This window comes from Saccharopolyspora aridisoli, assembly GCF_004348445.1.
In the GTDB taxonomy this organism is placed as follows: Bacteria; Actinomycetota; Actinomycetes; order Mycobacteriales; family Pseudonocardiaceae; genus Saccharopolyspora; species Saccharopolyspora aridisoli.
Genome location: NZ_SMKV01000051.1, coordinates 15,353 through 31,085 on the forward strand (window position 1 = coordinate 15,353; position 15,733 = coordinate 31,085).

Consider the following 15,733-nt stretch of genomic DNA (forward strand, 5'->3'; position numbering starts at 1 on the left):
CGCCCGGCTCCCTGGAAGGAGCATGCCGTGTCCATGGCGGAAACCGATCGCCCTCCCACCTCGGCGAAGCGCCGCCGGCCGGCCAGCCCGATGACAGCGCTGCGCCTGCTGGCCCGCAGGGTCCACTTCCTGGCGGGGATCGTGGTCGCGCCGTTCGTGCTGGTGCTGTGCGTGACGGGGCTGATCTACGTCTTCAGCCCGCAGATCCACGACAACCTCTACCACCGGCAGCTGTACGCGAACGCCCCGATCAGCACTCCGCGCCCGGTGTCCGAGCAGGTCCAGGCGGCGCTCACCGCGCACCCGGAGGGCACCGTCCGCGACGTGATCACCCCACCGGAACCTGGCCGCACGACACGCGTGGTGCTGTCGGTCCCGGATCTGACAGGGCCGGAGGAGGGCAGAACCGTGTTCGTGGACCCGTACACGAACTTCATCAACGGGGAGCTCACGACTGTCGGACACAGGCTGCCAGCGAACATGTGGCTGCGGGAACTGCACAGCAACCTGAGGCTCGGCGAACCGGGCCGGGTCTACGCAGAACTGGCCGCGAGCTGGCTTCCGGTGATCACGATCGGCGGGCTGGTCGTGTGGCTCGCGCAACCGCGCAGGCGCAACCGACCGAGCTGGCGGGAGCTCCTACTACCGGTCGGCGCGCGGGGGGTGCGGGAACCGTGGTGGCGGCTGCGTGCGTGGCACGGTCCGCTCGGCGTCTGGCTCGCACTCGGCGTGCTCGCGCTGTCGGTGTCCGGGCTCGCCATGTCCGAACACGCGGGTGGGCGCGACGACCAGCGCACCGATCCGGCATCGAGGGGGGCCCCGAGCGTCGCGGCCCTGCCCGCGACCGGCTCGCCTCCCGGACCGCCGCTGCCCGGTGCGCTCCCGGTACCGCCCCCGCCGTCGCAAGTGCTTCCGGCTGCGCCGCCGGACGCGGCTCCGCACCGGACCACCGAACCGGTTCTCCCGGGCGGGAACTCGGCACCCGGCGCGTGGGAGCCGAGCGTGCCCGAGGAGGGGTCGAGCGCGCCGGAGGCGCCACCCAGCGACCCCGGAACAGCGCCGCCCCATGAGCAGCCGGCACCACCGGAACCGGAGCCGAGCTCGGTTCCGCCACCGAAACCAGCGCCGGAACCGACGCCTCCGCCGTCAGAGCCGCTACTTCCGCTGATCCCCGGACTGCCATTGCCCGACCTGTCTGACCTCCTGCCGGGAATTCTCCCCGAGACATCGGGACTTCCGCTTCCGCTGGGCCCGAGCCCGGATCCCGCGCAGACCACGCCCAGCGCGGCGACCGGAACGAGGACCCAGGCCGTTGCCGGGGACATCGGAGTGGACCGCGCCGTCGAGATCGCTGCGGTCCAGGGGCTGCGCGGCGAGCTGATCGTGCGACCACCGCACCTCAGCGGTCGCTACACGGTCGTCGAGCACTCGCCGGGGCTGCCGCTTCAGCGGGACAGCCTCGTGATCGAGGCCGCCACCGGCCGCGTAGTCGAGAAGGTCGGCTGGGAAGACTACTCGTTCGGTGCCAAGTTCTTGGCGGTCGCTGTCGAGTTCCACACCGGAACGCTGTTCGGCCTCGCCAACCAGGTCGTGCTCGCGGTGCTGGCCGTCGGACTGTTCGTCCTGGTGGCGCTCGGCTACCGGATGTGGTGGGTGCACAACCCGTATCGCGGACGGTGGGCCTCCCTGCCACCGCCGGTGTGGAGACAGCTCTCCTGGTCCTGGCTGGTCCTCGTTCTGCTCGCGGTGCTCGTGCTGACGTGGGTGCTGCCGGTCTTGGGAGCCAGCCTCGTGCTGTTCGTGCTCGTCGACGGGGCGATCAACACCGTCCGGCTGCGACGCGCGACCGCCATGGGAGGTGAGTGACGTGCAGACGAGGTTCCTGCCCGACCGCGCCGAGCACCGCACGCGGGCTCGCACCGCCTCGGCGTTGTTGGCGGGTCTGTTCGCGCTGGCCGCGGTGGACGGGATCGTGCTGGAGACGGGAACGGCCTCCCGACCCGACGTCGGCGCAGCAGCCCCGCCGGTGCGTGCGGCCGTGGACGGGAGAACGCCGCCGTTCCTCGAACCACCACCGCCTCCGTCGCCCGTACCGTCCTCGCTCACGCCCGTTCCGGAGGGCGCATCGGGGATTCCGGAGACCGTGCTGCGTGCGTACGAACGTGCCGCCGCTGTCCAGGCCGTCACCGACTCGAACTGCGGGCTCACGTGGCCGGTGCTGGCAGGGATCGGAAGGGTCGAGTCGCACCACGCGCGGAACGGAGACGTGACGTCCGACGGCACGATGCGCACGCCCATCTACGGACCTCCGCTCAACGGGACCAGCGGCAACGCCGCCATCCGCAACGGCGGCCGGTGGGACCGCGCGGCGGGCCCGATGCAGTTCATCGCATCGACCTGGGCCGATTGGGGCGTCGACGGATCGGCAGACGGGCGGGCGGACGTTCAGAACGTCTTCGACGCGACGCTGTCGGCAGGGCGGTACCTGTGCGCCAACGGTACGAACATGTCCACGATGGACGACCTGCGCGCGGCGCTGCTGCGCTACAACCACTCGAACGCCTACGTGGACATCGTGATCCGGTGGATCCGGAGGTACGAATCCGGTGCTCATCCGGTGCGGGACGGCGCAGCAGTCGACTTGGTGGCCGAGTCCGCCGGAGTCGAGCGCAGCCCGGGTCCCGCAGCCGAGCCCGCCGCGTCGGCTCCTGCTCCCGAACCTGCTCCGCCGCAATCACCGACCGCGCCACCCCCGCCACCTCCCGGTCCAGCATCTGAGTGCGGCCCAGCTCTCGATAAGGCGCCTGCGTTGTGCCCGGTGGCGACGGTGATCGGCGACGTCACCGATGGCGTGCGCGATCTCGCGCCCACCCTGCCCACCACGCCGGCCCAGGAGGTACCGAGACCGCGGTGATGAACGCTCAGTCCCTCGTGGCATTTCGAGAAGGAAGGAGGACGGCATGTGCCCGAGCTTGCTCCCCGCGGGGGTCGATGGGCTTCCGTTGCACCCGCTCGTTGTTCACCTAGTCGTCGTGCTCGTACCCGTGGCCGCGTTCACCGTGCTCGTCTCAGCGATCTGGCCGGCGGCTCGCGAGCGATTGGGCTGGATCACGCCGGCACTGGCGCTGCTAGCGCTGATCAGCGTGCCGATCGCTGAGAGCTCCGGCGAAGCGCTGCTCGAGGAAGTTCAGGTCTCCGCGCGAACCGCAATCCATGCCGGGCTCGCCGAGGAGCTGCTGCCCTGGGTCAGTGGACTGGCTCTGTGGTCGGTGGCCGTTCACGCGTGGGGGATTCGAGTGCGAGGCGGGACTGGAATCGCAGGAAGGCCACGGCGGCTCGTAGCCGCCGCGTTGATCGTCGGCGCCGTCGTGCTCAGCGTCGGGTCGACGGTGCAGGTGGTGCGGATCGGCGATTCGGGGGCGCGGTCGGTGTGGACCGACGCCGCCGCAATCCGGTTCACCGAGAACGAAGTAGTCCGATGAGGAGGGTGCACATCATGGAGCACGAAACCCGGATTCACGTGGCCCGTCGCACGCTGATCGCAGGCGCAGGAGCCGTGGCGGGAGCGTGGGCAATGACGTCCTGCGCTGACAACGCCGAGCCCGCGGCCGCCCCTGAACAGCCGGCACAGCCCGGGCAGACGTTCACGCTCACCACCGTGTCGCAGGTTCCGGTCGGTGGCGTGGTTTCCGTGCCGGGGCCCGACGGCACACCGGTGCTGGTGTCACAGCCGGAACCCGGCACCGTCAAGGCCTTCGACTCGACCTGCACGCACAAGGGCTGCACGGTCAACGCCGGTGAGACGACACTCCAGTGCCCGTGCCACGGCGCCGAGTTCGACCCCGCCAGCGGAGCTCCCGTAGCAGGGCCGGCGAAAACACCGCTGGCACCCGTGAACGTCCACATCGACGAGCAAGGCAACGTCCACGCGGTCTGAGGTCATCACGCGTTCCCGGCACGAACAACGCTGACCAGGCGGCCTGCCGCGGCACGCATCCCGTTACCGAAGATCCCCAGTGAACCGCTGCACGGTGATCGGTCGGCGCCGACCACGCGCCCGCTCCCGGAGCACGCGGCGGGAAAGGAGTCCCATGAAGAGAACCTCCGCACTGCTGGCCATCATGACGGCCGCGCTGCTCGGCCACGGTGTCACACCGGCGGTAGCCGGCCCATCGGGAGAGCTGATCAACAACAGTCCGGGAACGCTGGTCACGGGCGGTCACAGCGCCACCGAGCAGTACCCCTGGATGGCATCGCTGCAGCGGCAGGGCCAACACAGCTGCGGCGGCTCGCTCGTCGCCGACCAGTGGGTGCTCACCGCCGCACATTGCGTGCAAGAGGCGAGCCCGGCCGATCTCGATCTCCGCATCGGCAGCCCGGACCACACCCGGGGCGGGACCGAGCGCGGCGTGTCCCAGATCGTCGTGCACCCGGACTACGCCACGAGAGGCCCGAACGGCGACATCGCGTTGCTCAGGCTGGATGGAGCGACCTCGCAGACACCGGTCCGGATCGCCGACAGCTCCGGTGCCACCGGTACCCCGTCCAGGATCATCGGCTGGGGTCTGACCTGCCCGTTGCGGGGTTGCGGGCAGCCGCCCGAGCAGTTGCAGCAGATCGGAACGCAGGTCGCGGCCGATGCGGGATGCGCGCTGGGCGGTGTCGATGGCCCGACCGAGATCTGCACCGGCAGCCAGGAGCTCCTGCTCGACAACGCCTGCTTCGGTGATTCGGGCGGCCCGCAGCTGGAAGGGTCTCCGGGGGACTGGCGCTTGACCGGGGTCACGAGCCGACTTGGCAGCGTTGTCCCCGTTTGCGGCACTGCCCCCTCGATCTACACCGATGCCACCGCCTACCGGGAGTGGATCGGCCAGACCATCGGCTGAGGCCACTGCGCCGACCGGTCCGCTTCAGCGGCAGCGGTCGGCGCAGTGCCGGCTGGCGCGGGAGGCCGCGTGTGCGGCACCGCAGGGCCGGGCGCGAGAACGCGCCGACGCAGCGACCAATTCTCAGGGGACTACGAGTGGAATGCGAGAACCGGCTGCGGGCCGAGTCGCTGCGCGACCTCCCCGGTGGCACCGGCGCCGGAGCCGCGCACCACCGGAGCGCTCGAGCACTGAGCCGGCTCCGAGCGGAGAAGCTCCCCGCACTCGTCCTGGAGCGCTCGTTCGGAACAGGAGGGCCCACGCCGTGGTCGCAGGTGAACCGAGAACGACTGAGGTGGTCGACAAGGCTGGGCCTGGAGTTCGCCACACCCCGTGGGCCGCGCTGCGACCGCTGGTGCTGCGCCTGCACTTCTTCGCCGGTGTGCTCGTCGCGCCCTTCGTCCTGATCACCGCGATCACCGGCCTGCTGTACGTGCTCACACCGCAGCTGGAGCAGTCGATCTACCGGCAACAGCTGCACGTGCCCGCCACCGCGGCTCAGGCACCGCTGTCGACCCAGGTCAACGTCGCGCGAAACGCACTGCCCGAAGCCGAATTCAAGGCAGTCCGGCCGGCCGCGACGTCCACCGACACCACGCAGGTGATCTTCACGGCCGAGGAGTTGCCCGAGAGCTACTACCGCACGGTGTTCGTCGACCCCCACGACGCCGAGATCCGCGGCGTGCTGGACACCTACGGCAGCGACCAGGCCCTACCCCTGCGCGCGTGGGTGTCGGAACTGCACCGTGGCCTGCACCTCGGCGATCTCGGGCGGGTCTACAGCGAGCTGGCGGCGAGCTGGTTGTGGGTGGTCGTGCTCGGCGGCATCGCCCTGTGGTCCGGTCGGCGACGCGCGACCCGCGCACCTCGGATGCAGCCGCCCGGACGGACGCGGGTGTCGTCCTGGCACGGCGTGACCGGTGCCAGCATCGGGGTCGGCTTGCTGTTTCTGTCAGCGACCGGGCTGACCTGGTCGACCTTCGCCGGGGACAACGTTGGAAAGCTGCGCGAAACGCTGTCCTGGGAGACGCCAGCGGTTGCCGAGGGGCTTCCGATGCGCGTCTCGTTCGAGCAGTCGAGCAGGCGGATCGACATCGGATACGACCGAGTCCGGCAGGTCGCCACCCACCACGGGTTGACCGGGCCGCTGGAGATCACCCCGGCCGAGCACACCGGTGCCGCCTACATCGTGCGAGAGACGGGGCGCAGCTGGCCCACCCAGCAGGATTCCGTGGCGATACACCCCATGACAGGGCAGATCACCGACAGCGTCCGCTTCGCCGACTACCCGCTGGTGGCCAAGCTGTCCCGATGGGGCGTCGACGCGCACATGGGCCTGCTGTTCGGCTGGCCGAACCAGATCGCCCTCGCCGCGCTGATGATCTCGGCCATCTGCGTGATCCTCTGGGGCTACAGGATGTGGTGGCTGCGCCGGCCCACCCGCGGGTTCGGCAACCCACCGGCGCGTGGCGCCTGGCGCAGATTGCCGATTCCTCTGCTGCTCGGCGGTGTGTTGGTGACCATCGGTGTCGGCTGTGCGGTGCCCCTGTTGGGGATCTCGCTGCTGGCATTCCTCTGCGTGGACGCACTGCTGGGCATGCGCGCAACTGCTGCCAGCGAAGGTGGGGCCAGAAGGCCAGCAGGGTGAGGAGACCGCTACCGGCCCGACGTCGCGGTCGCCAACCTCAACCAGGAGCTCGCCGACCTCCAGGTCCTCGGGAGGAACGCGATGGGGGTGAACGGTTCGCCCCCACCGGGCCGAGAGGGCGACGCTGGAAGCGCGGGCAGGAGCGGTCATGCCCGGGATCCTGCGGTCGGCGGACGTTCACGGGACGCTCAGGCTCGGCCAAGGGCAGGAGGCCGGGCCTGCACCGCCCGGCCTCCTGTCACTTCTAGGGGAACGATCGGGCTTTCGTGCCCGGGAATTCTTCCGTGAGGTGACCGCGCCCGGCCATTGTTCGTCGAATGCCGAGAGGCGTTGATCGGGGGGTCCGTGGGTTCTTGAATTGTTCGAGTCTTCGTTACGGTGCGTGCAGAGCGGTGGGTGAACCTGTCGCTGGACCGGATTACTCCGCCAGCGGGAGCTCCTCGCTCTGCTGCTCGGGCTGCCAGCGGACGCCGAAGACCCCCATGCCGAAGTCCAGCGCGACCGCGTGCGCGCGCCCGAATCGATCCACCTGGAGCGACTTGGGCTGCTCGGCCTCCTGCATCGCCGAATCGCCGACGTAGCTCTCGCATCCCGCGGGCGGGCGCGCCGGGTCGAACTGCAACTCCACCACGTACTGGCGCACCGGCAGCCGGAAGAGGCGGCAGAAACTGTGCTCGGCCTCGTTCGGACCGGTCGGCGGGTCGATGATCTCGTATTCGAGCAGCAGCGTCTCGCCCCGCGCCAGCGCGTGGTCGAACAGCAGCTCAGCGACCACCAGATCGCGGGCGTGGTCGGTGAGCACCTGGCCCAGCCGGCACGAGCGGATCGGGCGGATGATCGGCGGCGTGGCCACCGACGACGCGCCGTCGAACATGATCACCCAGCGGTCGGCGTTGTTGGTCTCCGCGCGAACCAGCTTGCGGGTGCGGATCTTGCGCAGGTCACCGTGCTGATCGACGTGCACCACGTCGTGGTGCGACAGGCGGGTCAGCTTGCTGTCGTGGTTGGTGTCGATCTTGGTGAGCAGCTCCGCGGCCGACTCGTGCTCCGACCACAGCGCGCTCAGCGGCGGTGCCTCGGCGGACGCCTGCCGGGTGCGGCCGCGCGGGCGCGGCGGACCGAGCAGCGCGGACAGGGAGCTCTCCGGAACGCCCAGGACCTTCTCCAGCTGGGCCAGCGCGAGCAGCGAATCGGGGCGCTCGGGGCGGCGGCGGCCGGACTGCCAGTAGCTCAGCGCCGTGATGCTGACCGGTGTGCCTCTGGCGCGCAGGCGGTGCTGGATGCGCTCCAGGCTCAGGCGGCTGGAGCGGATCGCGGTGCGCAGAGCGGCTTCGAACGGACCTGTTCGGAGCAGTTCCGCCAGCTCGGCCGAGATCGTGTTGGCCTGCTGCGTCGGTTGCGGCTTCGTGGCCTGGGAGGGTGGCTGCTGGGTCGGGTGGGCCTGCGGGGCGCCCTGCTGCATGCCGCGAACGGCCGGTCGGGCGGTCGGGCGGGCCTCGGTTTTCGGGCCGGTCATCGTTACTCCTCGTGTCCGGCGAATTCCGAACTTACGCTAATTAGTGGGTCACTGTTGCGCAACGACCGAGTTCCGGTAGGCGGCTCCAACTTTAGGAGTAGCCCAACTCGGGCGATGCCTGTGTTTTGTTGTTCCTCTCCTCCACACGTATGCAACGGCCCACAATGGTTCACTCCGCCGGGCGCCGAGTCCGAGAACTCGAATTGTCGATCACCCGGTGAAAATGGTTGGACCAGGCTGGCACGCTGGTGAGGCGAGGTCGAGGCGCTGATCGGGTCGGCTCACATCGCGGGACCGGCCGCCGCCCTGCCCGCGATCGCCCAGGGCAGGTTGGCTAGCCTGGAACCTCGCTTCCCGCCTGCTCACGACGCGGGAAGCGGCCAACGCAGTCGAACGCTCGAGAAGCGGAAGAAGGAGCCTGAGTACCCGTGATGCGCACGCACGAGGCCGGATCGCTCCGCGCCGGTCATGCCGGGCAGACCGTCACCCTCGCAGGGTGGGTGGCGCGCCGTCGCGATCACGGCGGGGTCATCTTCATCGATCTGCGCGACGCCTCCGGCGTCTCCCAGGTCGTCTTCCGCGAAGGGGAGATGGCCGAGCGCGCCCACCGGCTGCGCGCCGAGTTCTGCATCAAGATCACCGGTGAGGTCATCGTCCGCCCCGAGGGCAACGAGAACGCCGAGATCCCCACCGGCGCCATCGAGGTCACAGCCACCGACCTGGAGGTCCTCAGCGAAGCGGCCCCGCTGCCGTTCCCGCTGGACGACCACCTGGAGGTCGGCGAGGAAGTCCGCCTCAAGCACCGCTACCTGGACCTGCGTCGCAGCGAGCCCGGTCGGATCATGCGTATGCGCAGCGACATCAACCGCATCGCGCGCGAAACGCTGCACGGCCGCGAGTTCGTCGAGATCGAGACGCCGACGATGACGCGCTCCACCCCGGAAGGCGCCCGCGACTTCCTGATCCCGGCCCGCCTGCAGCCCGGCAGCTGGTACGCGCTGCCGCAGTCGCCGCAGCTGTTCAAGCAGCTGCTGATGGTCGGCGGCATGGAGCGCTACTTCCAGATCGCCCGGTGCTACCGCGACGAGGACTTCCGCGCCGACCGCCAGCCCGAGTTCACCCAGCTCGACATCGAGATGAGCTTCGTCGAGCAGGACGACGTCATCGAGCTCGGCGAGGAGGTCCTGGCCGGCCTGTGGAAGCTGGTCGACCACGAGATCCCGCGCCCGATCCCGCGGATGACCTACGCCGAGGCGATGGCCCGCTACGGCACCGACAAGCCCGACCTGCGCTTCGGTCTCGAGCTCACCGAGATGACCGAGTACTTCAAGGACACGCCGTTCCGCGTGTTCCAGGCGCCCTACGTGGGTGCCGTGGTCATGCCCGGCGGTGCCGACCAGCCGCGTCGTCAGCTCGACGCCTGGCAGGAGTGGGCCAAGCAGCGCGGCCACAAGGGCCTCGCCTACGTGCTCATCGGTGAGAACGGTGAGCTGTCGGGTCCGGTCGCCAAGAACCTCTCGGAGTCCGAGCGCGAGGGCCTGGCCAAGACCGTCGGCGCCAACCCGGGCGACTGCGTGTTCTTCGGCGCGGGCGGTCGCGCCTCCGCTCGCGGGCTGCTCGGCGCGGCCCGCCTGGAGATCGGTGAGCGCTGCGGCCTCATCGACCACGACGCCTGGTCGTTCGTGTGGGTCGTCGACGCGCCGATGTTCGAGCCCGTCGAGGACATGGAGGCTGGCGACGTCGCCGTCGGCAGCGGCAAGTGGACCGCGGTGCACCACCCGTTCACCTCGCCCAACGCCGACTGGATCGACAACTTCGAGAAGGACCCGGAGAACGCGCTGGCCTGGGCCTACGACATCGTCTGCAACGGCAACGAGATCGGCGGTGGCTCCATCCGCATCCACCGGCCGGACTTGCAGGAGCGGGTGTTCGAGCTGCTGGGCATCTCCGAGGACCAGGCGCAGGAGAAGTTCGGCTTCCTGCTGGAGGCGTTCAAGTACGGCGCCCCTCCGCACGGCGGCATCGCCTTCGGCTGGGACCGGATCTGCATGCTGCTGGCCGGTGCCGAGTCGCTGCGCGACGTCATCGCGTTCCCGAAGAGCGGCGGCGGGTTCGACCCGCTGACCGCCGCGCCGGCGCCGATCACCGAGGCCCAGCGCAAGGAGGCCGGCATCGACGCGAAGCCGAAGCAGGCCTCGAAGGGCGAGGGCGAGAAGGCCGGGCCGCAGAGCTGACGTTGCTCCCATCGAGTGGCGGCCCGGCCGAGCGCGTGATCGGCGCGCTCGGCCGGGCCCGCTCGTGTGCGTGGGGAGCGGTTCGACATCGGAGTTCGCCACCGTGCAACGTTGCCGAGGGCCGGTTCCGTCAACGTCTGAGGGAGCCGTGCGCGTGGGGAGTTCAGGGTTGATACGCAGCGCATATGGCGGATGACCGGTCAGGTGGCACTTGACCGGTCATGGCCCTGAAGGTTCAGGTTGTGGGGGTAGTGTCTGGAGACGATGAGCGTGGAGATCACCACCGGCCCCCCGGAGGTCCGGGTCCCGGCCAGCACCGAGGCGACCGACACGGTCGCTACCGCAGAAGCGGTGCTGAGCAAGAGGACCGGAGCGCCGGTGCGGCTTGCTGACGCGGAGGACCTGGGCGGAAGTGACCGCTCGGTCGTGCTGCGGGTGCGGATCGCCGAATCGCCGTTCGAACTGCCGCGCACCGTGGTGGTCAAGCACTACGGGGAGTGCCCACCGGAGGCGCGCACCGATCCGTTCGCGCACGAGGCGGCCAGCTGCCAGCTGACGACGGCGCTGTCGCCGGAAGCGCGCGTCAGCCCCGAACTCATCGCGCACGACGTCAACGAGCGCCTGCTCGTGCTCGAAGACCTCGGCCGCGGTTCCACGCTGGCCGACGTGCTCTTCGCCGAGGACCCGCGCGCCGCCGAACGCGCTCTGCTCGCGTGGGCCCGGGCGCTGGGACGCCTGCACAGCAGCACCGCTGCCTGCGCCGCCGACTTCGACGCGCTGATGCGCCGGCTGGGCGCCAAGTCCTGGACCGACCCGGTCGCCGACGACATCGTCGCCTCGGTCGGCGAGCTGCCCGAACTGCTCAGCCAGACCCTCGGCGTGCGCACGCCGCCGGAGCTGGTCGAACGGCTCACCGCCGCGTCCGAGCAGCTGGGTTACAGCCGCTACCAGGCGTTCAGCCCGTCCGACATCTGCCCGGAGAACAGCCTCGTCACCGGCTCCAGCGGGGTTCGCTTCCTGGACTTCGAGTGGGGCTGCGTGCGCGACGTCGCGATGGACGCCGCCTACCTGCAGTACCCGTTCCCGTCCTCGTGGTGCTCCTACGCGTTACCGGACAACCTGGCGCAGAGCATGCTCGCGACCTGGCGCTCGGAGATCGCCGAGGTGTGGCCGGAGCTGGACTCCGACGAGGTGCTGCTACCCAGGCTCTTCAACGCCCAGCTGCTGTGGGTGTGGGTGTCGACGTGGTGGTTCCTGCCGCGCACCGGCGAGACCGACCGGCCGATCGACCTGCACCAGCCCTCGCCGCGTCGCAGCACCGCGCTGGTGGACCGCTGGCGGCACCTGCGCTCCGACGCGCAGGACGCGCAGCTGTCCGACGTCGCGGAGTTCGCCGACACCGTCATCGACGCTCTGGTGGACCGCTTCGGAGCCGGTGCGCTGCACCTTCAGCCGTACCCGGCGTTCCGCACGGAGTGACGGACCCGGACACCTGGCAGATCGAGCGCGCGGTGGTGGCGACATGGCCAGCCTCGACGGTGGTGCGTCGCGACGGTTGGCTGCTGCGGCACTGCGACCTGCTTCGCCGCCGCCGCTCGAACTCGGCCCTGCGCATCGGCCCCCTCGACGATCCGGAGGCCGCGCTCGACGCGGCGGAGCGCTTCTACGCCGAGCGTTCGAACCCGGCGATCGTTCAGGTCAGCCCGCTCGACGAGCACTCGGAACTGGACACGCTGCTGGCCGCTCGCGGCTACCGGGCCGACGCGCCGACCACGGTCATGCGGACCGAGCGGGAGGCGCTGCTGCAGGCCTGCCCGGTGCCGGACTTCGAGGTGGTGCTGGACACCGAGCCCGGATCGCGGTGGCTGGACGCCGTCGCGACCGTCGGCGGTCGGCCTGAACCGAGCTTGGACCGGGTACCGGCGCCCGTCGCGTTCGCCACCGCCGTGCACCGTGGAGTTCCGGTCGGGGTCGGCATGTTCGCCGTCTCGGGCGGTTGGTGCGGCGTCTACGGGATGCACACGGCCCCGGCGTGGCGGCGACGCGGCGTGGCCGCCTCGCTGATGCGTGCAGGCGCCGGTCGGGCGTCGGCCGAGCGGGTGTTCCTCCAAGTCGAGACCGGCAACTCGGTCGCGCGGAGTCGTTACGAATCGCTCGGATTCATACTCGCGCATGCATATCATTATCGCGTTCGGTAGGAATTGTGTTTCTGCGATGTTTCGCAAGTGAATAGGCCGCTACCGATGCCATCCCTCGATGTGGTTATACCGATCACATTTCAAGGTGCGTACCGTGACGTCTGAGGTCGCGGAACGTAGTGGCGTGCGGGATGTCGACCCGGCGACCGGGTGATTGTGGCCGTCGAGGTTCCAGCATTAAGGAATCCTCATCTGGTGCGCGGGGGATTCGTCCGATCTACGACTTGCGTGAGGAGGTGAGTGTTCCGATATTGTGGGGTTCGAGCGCTTTCGCTCGTTCACCCCGCAACCGTCGGCGTCGCCGGAAGGGGATCCGCTGCTCGTTTTTTCGGGAGGCATTCGGTGCGCGGCACGGCATGGCAGATCACGAGGGTGGGACTCTTCCTGCTCTTCGCGGTCGTGCTCGCCGCCCTGGGGCCCACCGACGCCGCGCTTGCTGGTCAGGCCAAGTCCGCCACCACCAACGAGCACAAACCCGACCCGAAGGAACACCGGGACGGCGAGAAGCTCCGCGAACGCCTGCCCAGCCCGGCAACGCACCGGCGCACCCAGCTGCGCCACGAACGCGACCGGGACCTCTTCCTCGGGGCTTCCCGGTGGATGGCTGCGGATTTCGAGGTCCTCATCCGCTCCGCCGCGTTCCCGAGCATCGGGACTGATACGCACCACGCACACGGCAGGCTCAGACATTCACCGGCGATGCTGCAGGTCATGCGGCACTGATCGGCTCGGACTCCGATTTCTTTCCGAGCCGATTCGACCCGGAGATGCGAAAAATGAGCTTCGAAGACTTCGTGCGTCACGCACGTCGCTACCCGAACCTGCTTTCCGCGGACCAGCGCAAGCAGTTGGCCGCGGGCCAGGCACCATCCGCATTGTTCATCGGATGTTCAGATTCCCGTGTGACGCCGTCGCACATCACCGGGGCTGAGCCAGGAACCTTGTTCGAACTGCGGACCGCCGGAAACGTGGTGCCGAAATACTCACCGGACTCCGGTTCCAGTGAGATGGGCACGATCGAGTACGCGGTTCTGCAGCTGGGGGTCCCCGACATCATCGTGTGCGGCCACTCGCACTGCGGCGCCGTCACCGCGCTGACCATCGCCGGCCGCGGGCTCGACGAGCTGCCCGCGCTGTGCACCTGGCTGGGCACCGGGACCCAGGTCGCCACCGAACCCGAGGACACCGCCGTCCGCACCGAGAGCAAACGGCACCTCCGGTCGCAGCTGGACGTGCTGCGCGAATACCCGTTCATCCGCGACCGGGTCGAATCCGGGCGGCTTCGCCTGCACGGCTGGTTCTACGAGATCGACACCGGCCTGGTCTACGTCGCACCGCAGTCCGCGGAGGACGAGGACTTCCTCCCGCTCTGAGCAAGCCCGCGCCTGCGACATCGATCCGGGCCACCACCGCGCAGGGTGCCCGGATCGATGCCCGCTCCGTTCTCGCCCTGGAGGGCATCGTGACAACGCAAATTGAAGACACGAAGCAACCACGAACCGGGCGAATGCCCGGCGCGCCGACGTTCGGCGCGGACCTCGCCGCATCGCTGGTGGTGTTCCTGGTGGCCGTCCCGCTGTGCGTGGGCGTGGCCGCCGCATCCGGTGTCCCGGTCGAGCTGGGGATCGTCACCGGCATCGTCGGTGGCCTGGTCGTCGGCCTGCTCCCCGGCAGCGCCCTGCAGGTCTCCGGCCCGGCCGCGGGCCTGACCGTGCTGGTGGCCTCGGCCGTCAGCCAGCACGGGCTCGGGATGCTCGGCATCATCGTGCTCGGTGCCGGCGTCGTGCAGATCCTGCTCGGCGTGAGCCGGTTGGGCACCTGGTTCCGAGCCATCTCGCCTTCGGTCGTGCAAGGCATGCTCGCCGGCATCGGCCTGGTGCTGATCCTCGGCCAGATCTACCCGGTCGGCGGTCTGGCCCAGCCCGACACGACCGTCGAGAAGTTCGGCGGACTGGGCGAACTGGCCACCGCGATGGTGACCACGCCGGCGGGCATCGCCGGTCTCGGCCTCGCCATCGCGGCGCTGCTGGTCATGACCGCCTGGAAGAAGTTCGCTCCCGCGCCGCTGAACCTGGTGCCCGGCGCGCTGGTCGCCGTGGTCCTCACCAGCGCGGCAGCCGTGCTGCTGGCCCTGCCGGTGAAGAAGATCGAGGTCGGCTCGCTGCTTGCGTCGCTGAACCCGCCCGCGCTGACCGACTTCGGCGCGGTCAACCTCGCCGTGCTCGGCTCGATCCTCACGTTCGCGCTGATCGCCTCGGCGGAGAGCCTGTTCAGCGCGGCCGCCGTCGACCGCATGCATGACGGTCCGAAGACGCAGTACAACAAGGAACTCGTCGCGCAGGGAGCGGGCAACGCGGTGTGCGGTGTGTTCGGCGCGCTGCCGATGACCGCAGTGATCGTGCGCAGCTCCGCCAACGTTCAGGCCGGCGCGAAGACGAAGCTGTCCCGCGTGCTGCACGGCTTCTGGTTGCTGCTGTTCGTGGTGCTGCTGCCCGGTCTGCTGGCGTTCATCCCGACCGCCGTGCTGGCCGCGCTGCTGATCCAGGCCGGTTGGAAGCTGCTGGAGATCCAGGCGGTCGCCAGGCTGGTGCGCGAGCACCGGTCCGAGGCGTTCGTGCTGGTGCTGACCGCGGTGACGATCGTGGCCACCGACCTGCTCATCGGCACCCTGACGGGTCTGGCCGTCGCGGTTGTCAAGACCGCGATCGAGGTCTCCAGGCTGTCGGTCAACGCCGAGCACAGCGAGGACCGCGTCCACGTCGAGCTCGGCGGCAACGCCACGTTCCTGCGGCTGCCCCGGCTGCTCGACCACCTGGAGAAGCTGCCCACGGGCAAGCACGTCCACCTCGACCTGAGCACGGTCCGCCACCTGGACCGCGCCTGCCACCAGGCGGTCGAGAACTGGGTCGCCGAGCACCGCCGCAACAACGGCAGCGTCGAAGTCGCCATGCCCGCCAAGGCCGGCTGACCAGGCTCCTCACCGCACCAACCGGATTACCGCCGTGATCATGTCCTTCGATCACGGCGGTAATCCGGTTCCCGGGTGCTGCGGTGCGGTGATCGGGGCACCACGTGCGGGGCTGGCGGTGGCTGGGACGTCGCCACGTGCTGGGTTGGTGGGATCGGGACGTTGCGCCGTGCGGGGTCGGTGATGTCCGGGACGTCGTCGCGTGGGGCGTTGCTGGGTGGGTGTGGGGGTTGGTGCTGTGGAG

General features: G+C 69.7%; 13 protein-coding genes. 12 read left to right on the forward strand and 1 reads right to left on the reverse strand.

Annotated features, from left to right (window positions below; all coding sequences use genetic code 11):
• Positions 1–33: 33 nt before the first annotated feature.
• From E1161_RS25130 to E1161_RS25155, 6 genes are all read left to right on the forward strand, one after another.
• Positions 34–1,866, forward strand: coding sequence for a PepSY-associated TM helix domain-containing protein (locus tag E1161_RS25130; RefSeq protein WP_235875294.1), 1,833 nt, complete (start codon positions 34–36; stop codon positions 1,864–1,866).
• A 1-nt stretch (position 1,867) separates the two neighbouring features.
• On the forward strand, positions 1,868–2,914 hold the full coding sequence (locus tag E1161_RS25135; protein ID WP_132627212.1) for a lytic transglycosylase domain-containing protein: 1,047 nt from the start codon (positions 1,868–1,870) through the stop codon (positions 2,912–2,914).
• A gap of 46 nt (positions 2,915–2,960) precedes the next feature.
• Positions 2,961–3,482: a DUF2231 domain-containing protein gene (locus E1161_RS25140; protein WP_328591313.1), complete on the forward strand. Its 522-nt coding sequence runs from the start codon at positions 2,961–2,963 to the stop codon at positions 3,480–3,482.
• 14 nt (positions 3,483–3,496) lie between these two features.
• On the forward strand, positions 3,497–3,937 hold the full coding sequence (locus E1161_RS25145) for a Rieske (2Fe-2S) protein (RefSeq protein WP_132627213.1): 441 nt from the start codon (positions 3,497–3,499) through the stop codon (positions 3,935–3,937).
• Between the two features lie 154 nt (positions 3,938–4,091).
• The gene (locus E1161_RS25150) at positions 4,092–4,886 is read left to right on the forward strand and encodes a S1 family peptidase (protein ID WP_132627214.1); all 795 of its coding nucleotides are present in this window, start codon (positions 4,092–4,094) and stop codon (positions 4,884–4,886) included.
• Between the two features lie 334 nt (positions 4,887–5,220).
• A complete protein-coding gene (locus E1161_RS25155; RefSeq protein WP_235875293.1) occupies positions 5,221–6,573 on the forward strand; it encodes a PepSY-associated TM helix domain-containing protein in 1,353 nt (450 codons plus the stop codon).
• 418 nt (positions 6,574–6,991) lie between these two features.
• Here the strand turns inward: E1161_RS25155 and E1161_RS25160 are convergent, their stop codons facing one another.
• Positions 6,992–8,089, reverse strand: a complete 1,098-nt coding sequence (locus E1161_RS25160) for a hypothetical protein (RefSeq protein ID WP_132627216.1) — start codon at positions 8,087–8,089, stop codon at positions 6,992–6,994.
• Between the two features lie 428 nt (positions 8,090–8,517).
• Between E1161_RS25160 and aspS the strand changes: the two genes are divergently transcribed.
• From aspS to E1161_RS25190, 6 genes are all read left to right on the forward strand, one after another.
• The gene (aspS, locus tag E1161_RS25165) at positions 8,518–10,323 is read left to right on the forward strand and encodes an aspartate--tRNA ligase (RefSeq protein ID WP_132627217.1); all 1,806 of its coding nucleotides are present in this window, start codon (positions 8,518–8,520) and stop codon (positions 10,321–10,323) included.
• 264 nt (positions 10,324–10,587) lie between these two features.
• Positions 10,588–11,802 carry a phosphotransferase gene (locus E1161_RS25170; RefSeq protein ID WP_132627218.1) on the forward strand — a complete coding sequence of 405 codons (1,215 nt, stop codon included), beginning with the start codon at positions 10,588–10,590 and terminating at the stop codon, positions 11,800–11,802.
• Entirely contained in the window at positions 11,799–12,521 is a 723-nt protein-coding gene (locus tag E1161_RS25175; RefSeq protein ID WP_132627219.1) for a GNAT family N-acetyltransferase, read from the forward strand. The genes E1161_RS25170 and E1161_RS25175 overlap by 4 nt, the downstream gene beginning before the upstream one ends.
• A 342-nt stretch (positions 12,522–12,863) precedes the next feature.
• The gene (locus tag E1161_RS25180; protein WP_132627220.1) at positions 12,864–13,244 is read left to right on the forward strand and encodes a hypothetical protein; all 381 of its coding nucleotides are present in this window, start codon (positions 12,864–12,866) and stop codon (positions 13,242–13,244) included.
• A 53-nt stretch (positions 13,245–13,297) separates the two neighbouring features.
• A complete protein-coding gene (locus tag E1161_RS25185; RefSeq protein WP_132627221.1) occupies positions 13,298–13,894 on the forward strand; it encodes a carbonic anhydrase in 597 nt (198 codons plus the stop codon).
• 134 nt (positions 13,895–14,028) lie between these two features.
• The gene (locus tag E1161_RS25190) at positions 14,029–15,489 is read left to right on the forward strand and encodes a SulP family inorganic anion transporter (protein WP_132627222.1); all 1,461 of its coding nucleotides are present in this window, start codon (positions 14,029–14,031) and stop codon (positions 15,487–15,489) included.
• Positions 15,490–15,733: the final 244 nt, after the last annotated feature.

Excerpts from the sequence above, each read along its gene's own strand:
- E1161_RS25130 (WP_235875294.1), top strand. The coding sequence starts at position 34 with ATGGCGGAAACCGATCGCCCTCCCACCTCGGCGAAGCGCCGCCGGCCG.
- E1161_RS25190 (WP_132627222.1), top strand. The coding sequence starts at position 14,029 with ATGCCCGGCGCGCCGACGTTCGGCGCGGACCTCGCCGCATCGCTGGTG.
- E1161_RS25145 (WP_132627213.1), top strand. The coding sequence starts at position 3,497 with ATGGAGCACGAAACCCGGATTCACGTGGCCCGTCGCACGCTGATCGCA.
- E1161_RS25160 (WP_132627216.1), bottom strand. The coding sequence starts at position 8,089 with ATGACCGGCCCGAAAACCGAGGCCCGCCCGACCGCCCGACCGGCCGTT.
- E1161_RS25140 (WP_328591313.1), top strand. The coding sequence starts at position 2,961 with ATGTGCCCGAGCTTGCTCCCCGCGGGGGTCGATGGGCTTCCGTTGCAC.
- E1161_RS25185 (WP_132627221.1), top strand. The coding sequence starts at position 13,298 with ATGAGCTTCGAAGACTTCGTGCGTCACGCACGTCGCTACCCGAACCTG.
- E1161_RS25170 (WP_132627218.1), top strand. The coding sequence starts at position 10,588 with ATGAGCGTGGAGATCACCACCGGCCCCCCGGAGGTCCGGGTCCCGGCC.
- E1161_RS25150 (WP_132627214.1), top strand. The coding sequence starts at position 4,092 with ATGAAGAGAACCTCCGCACTGCTGGCCATCATGACGGCCGCGCTGCTC.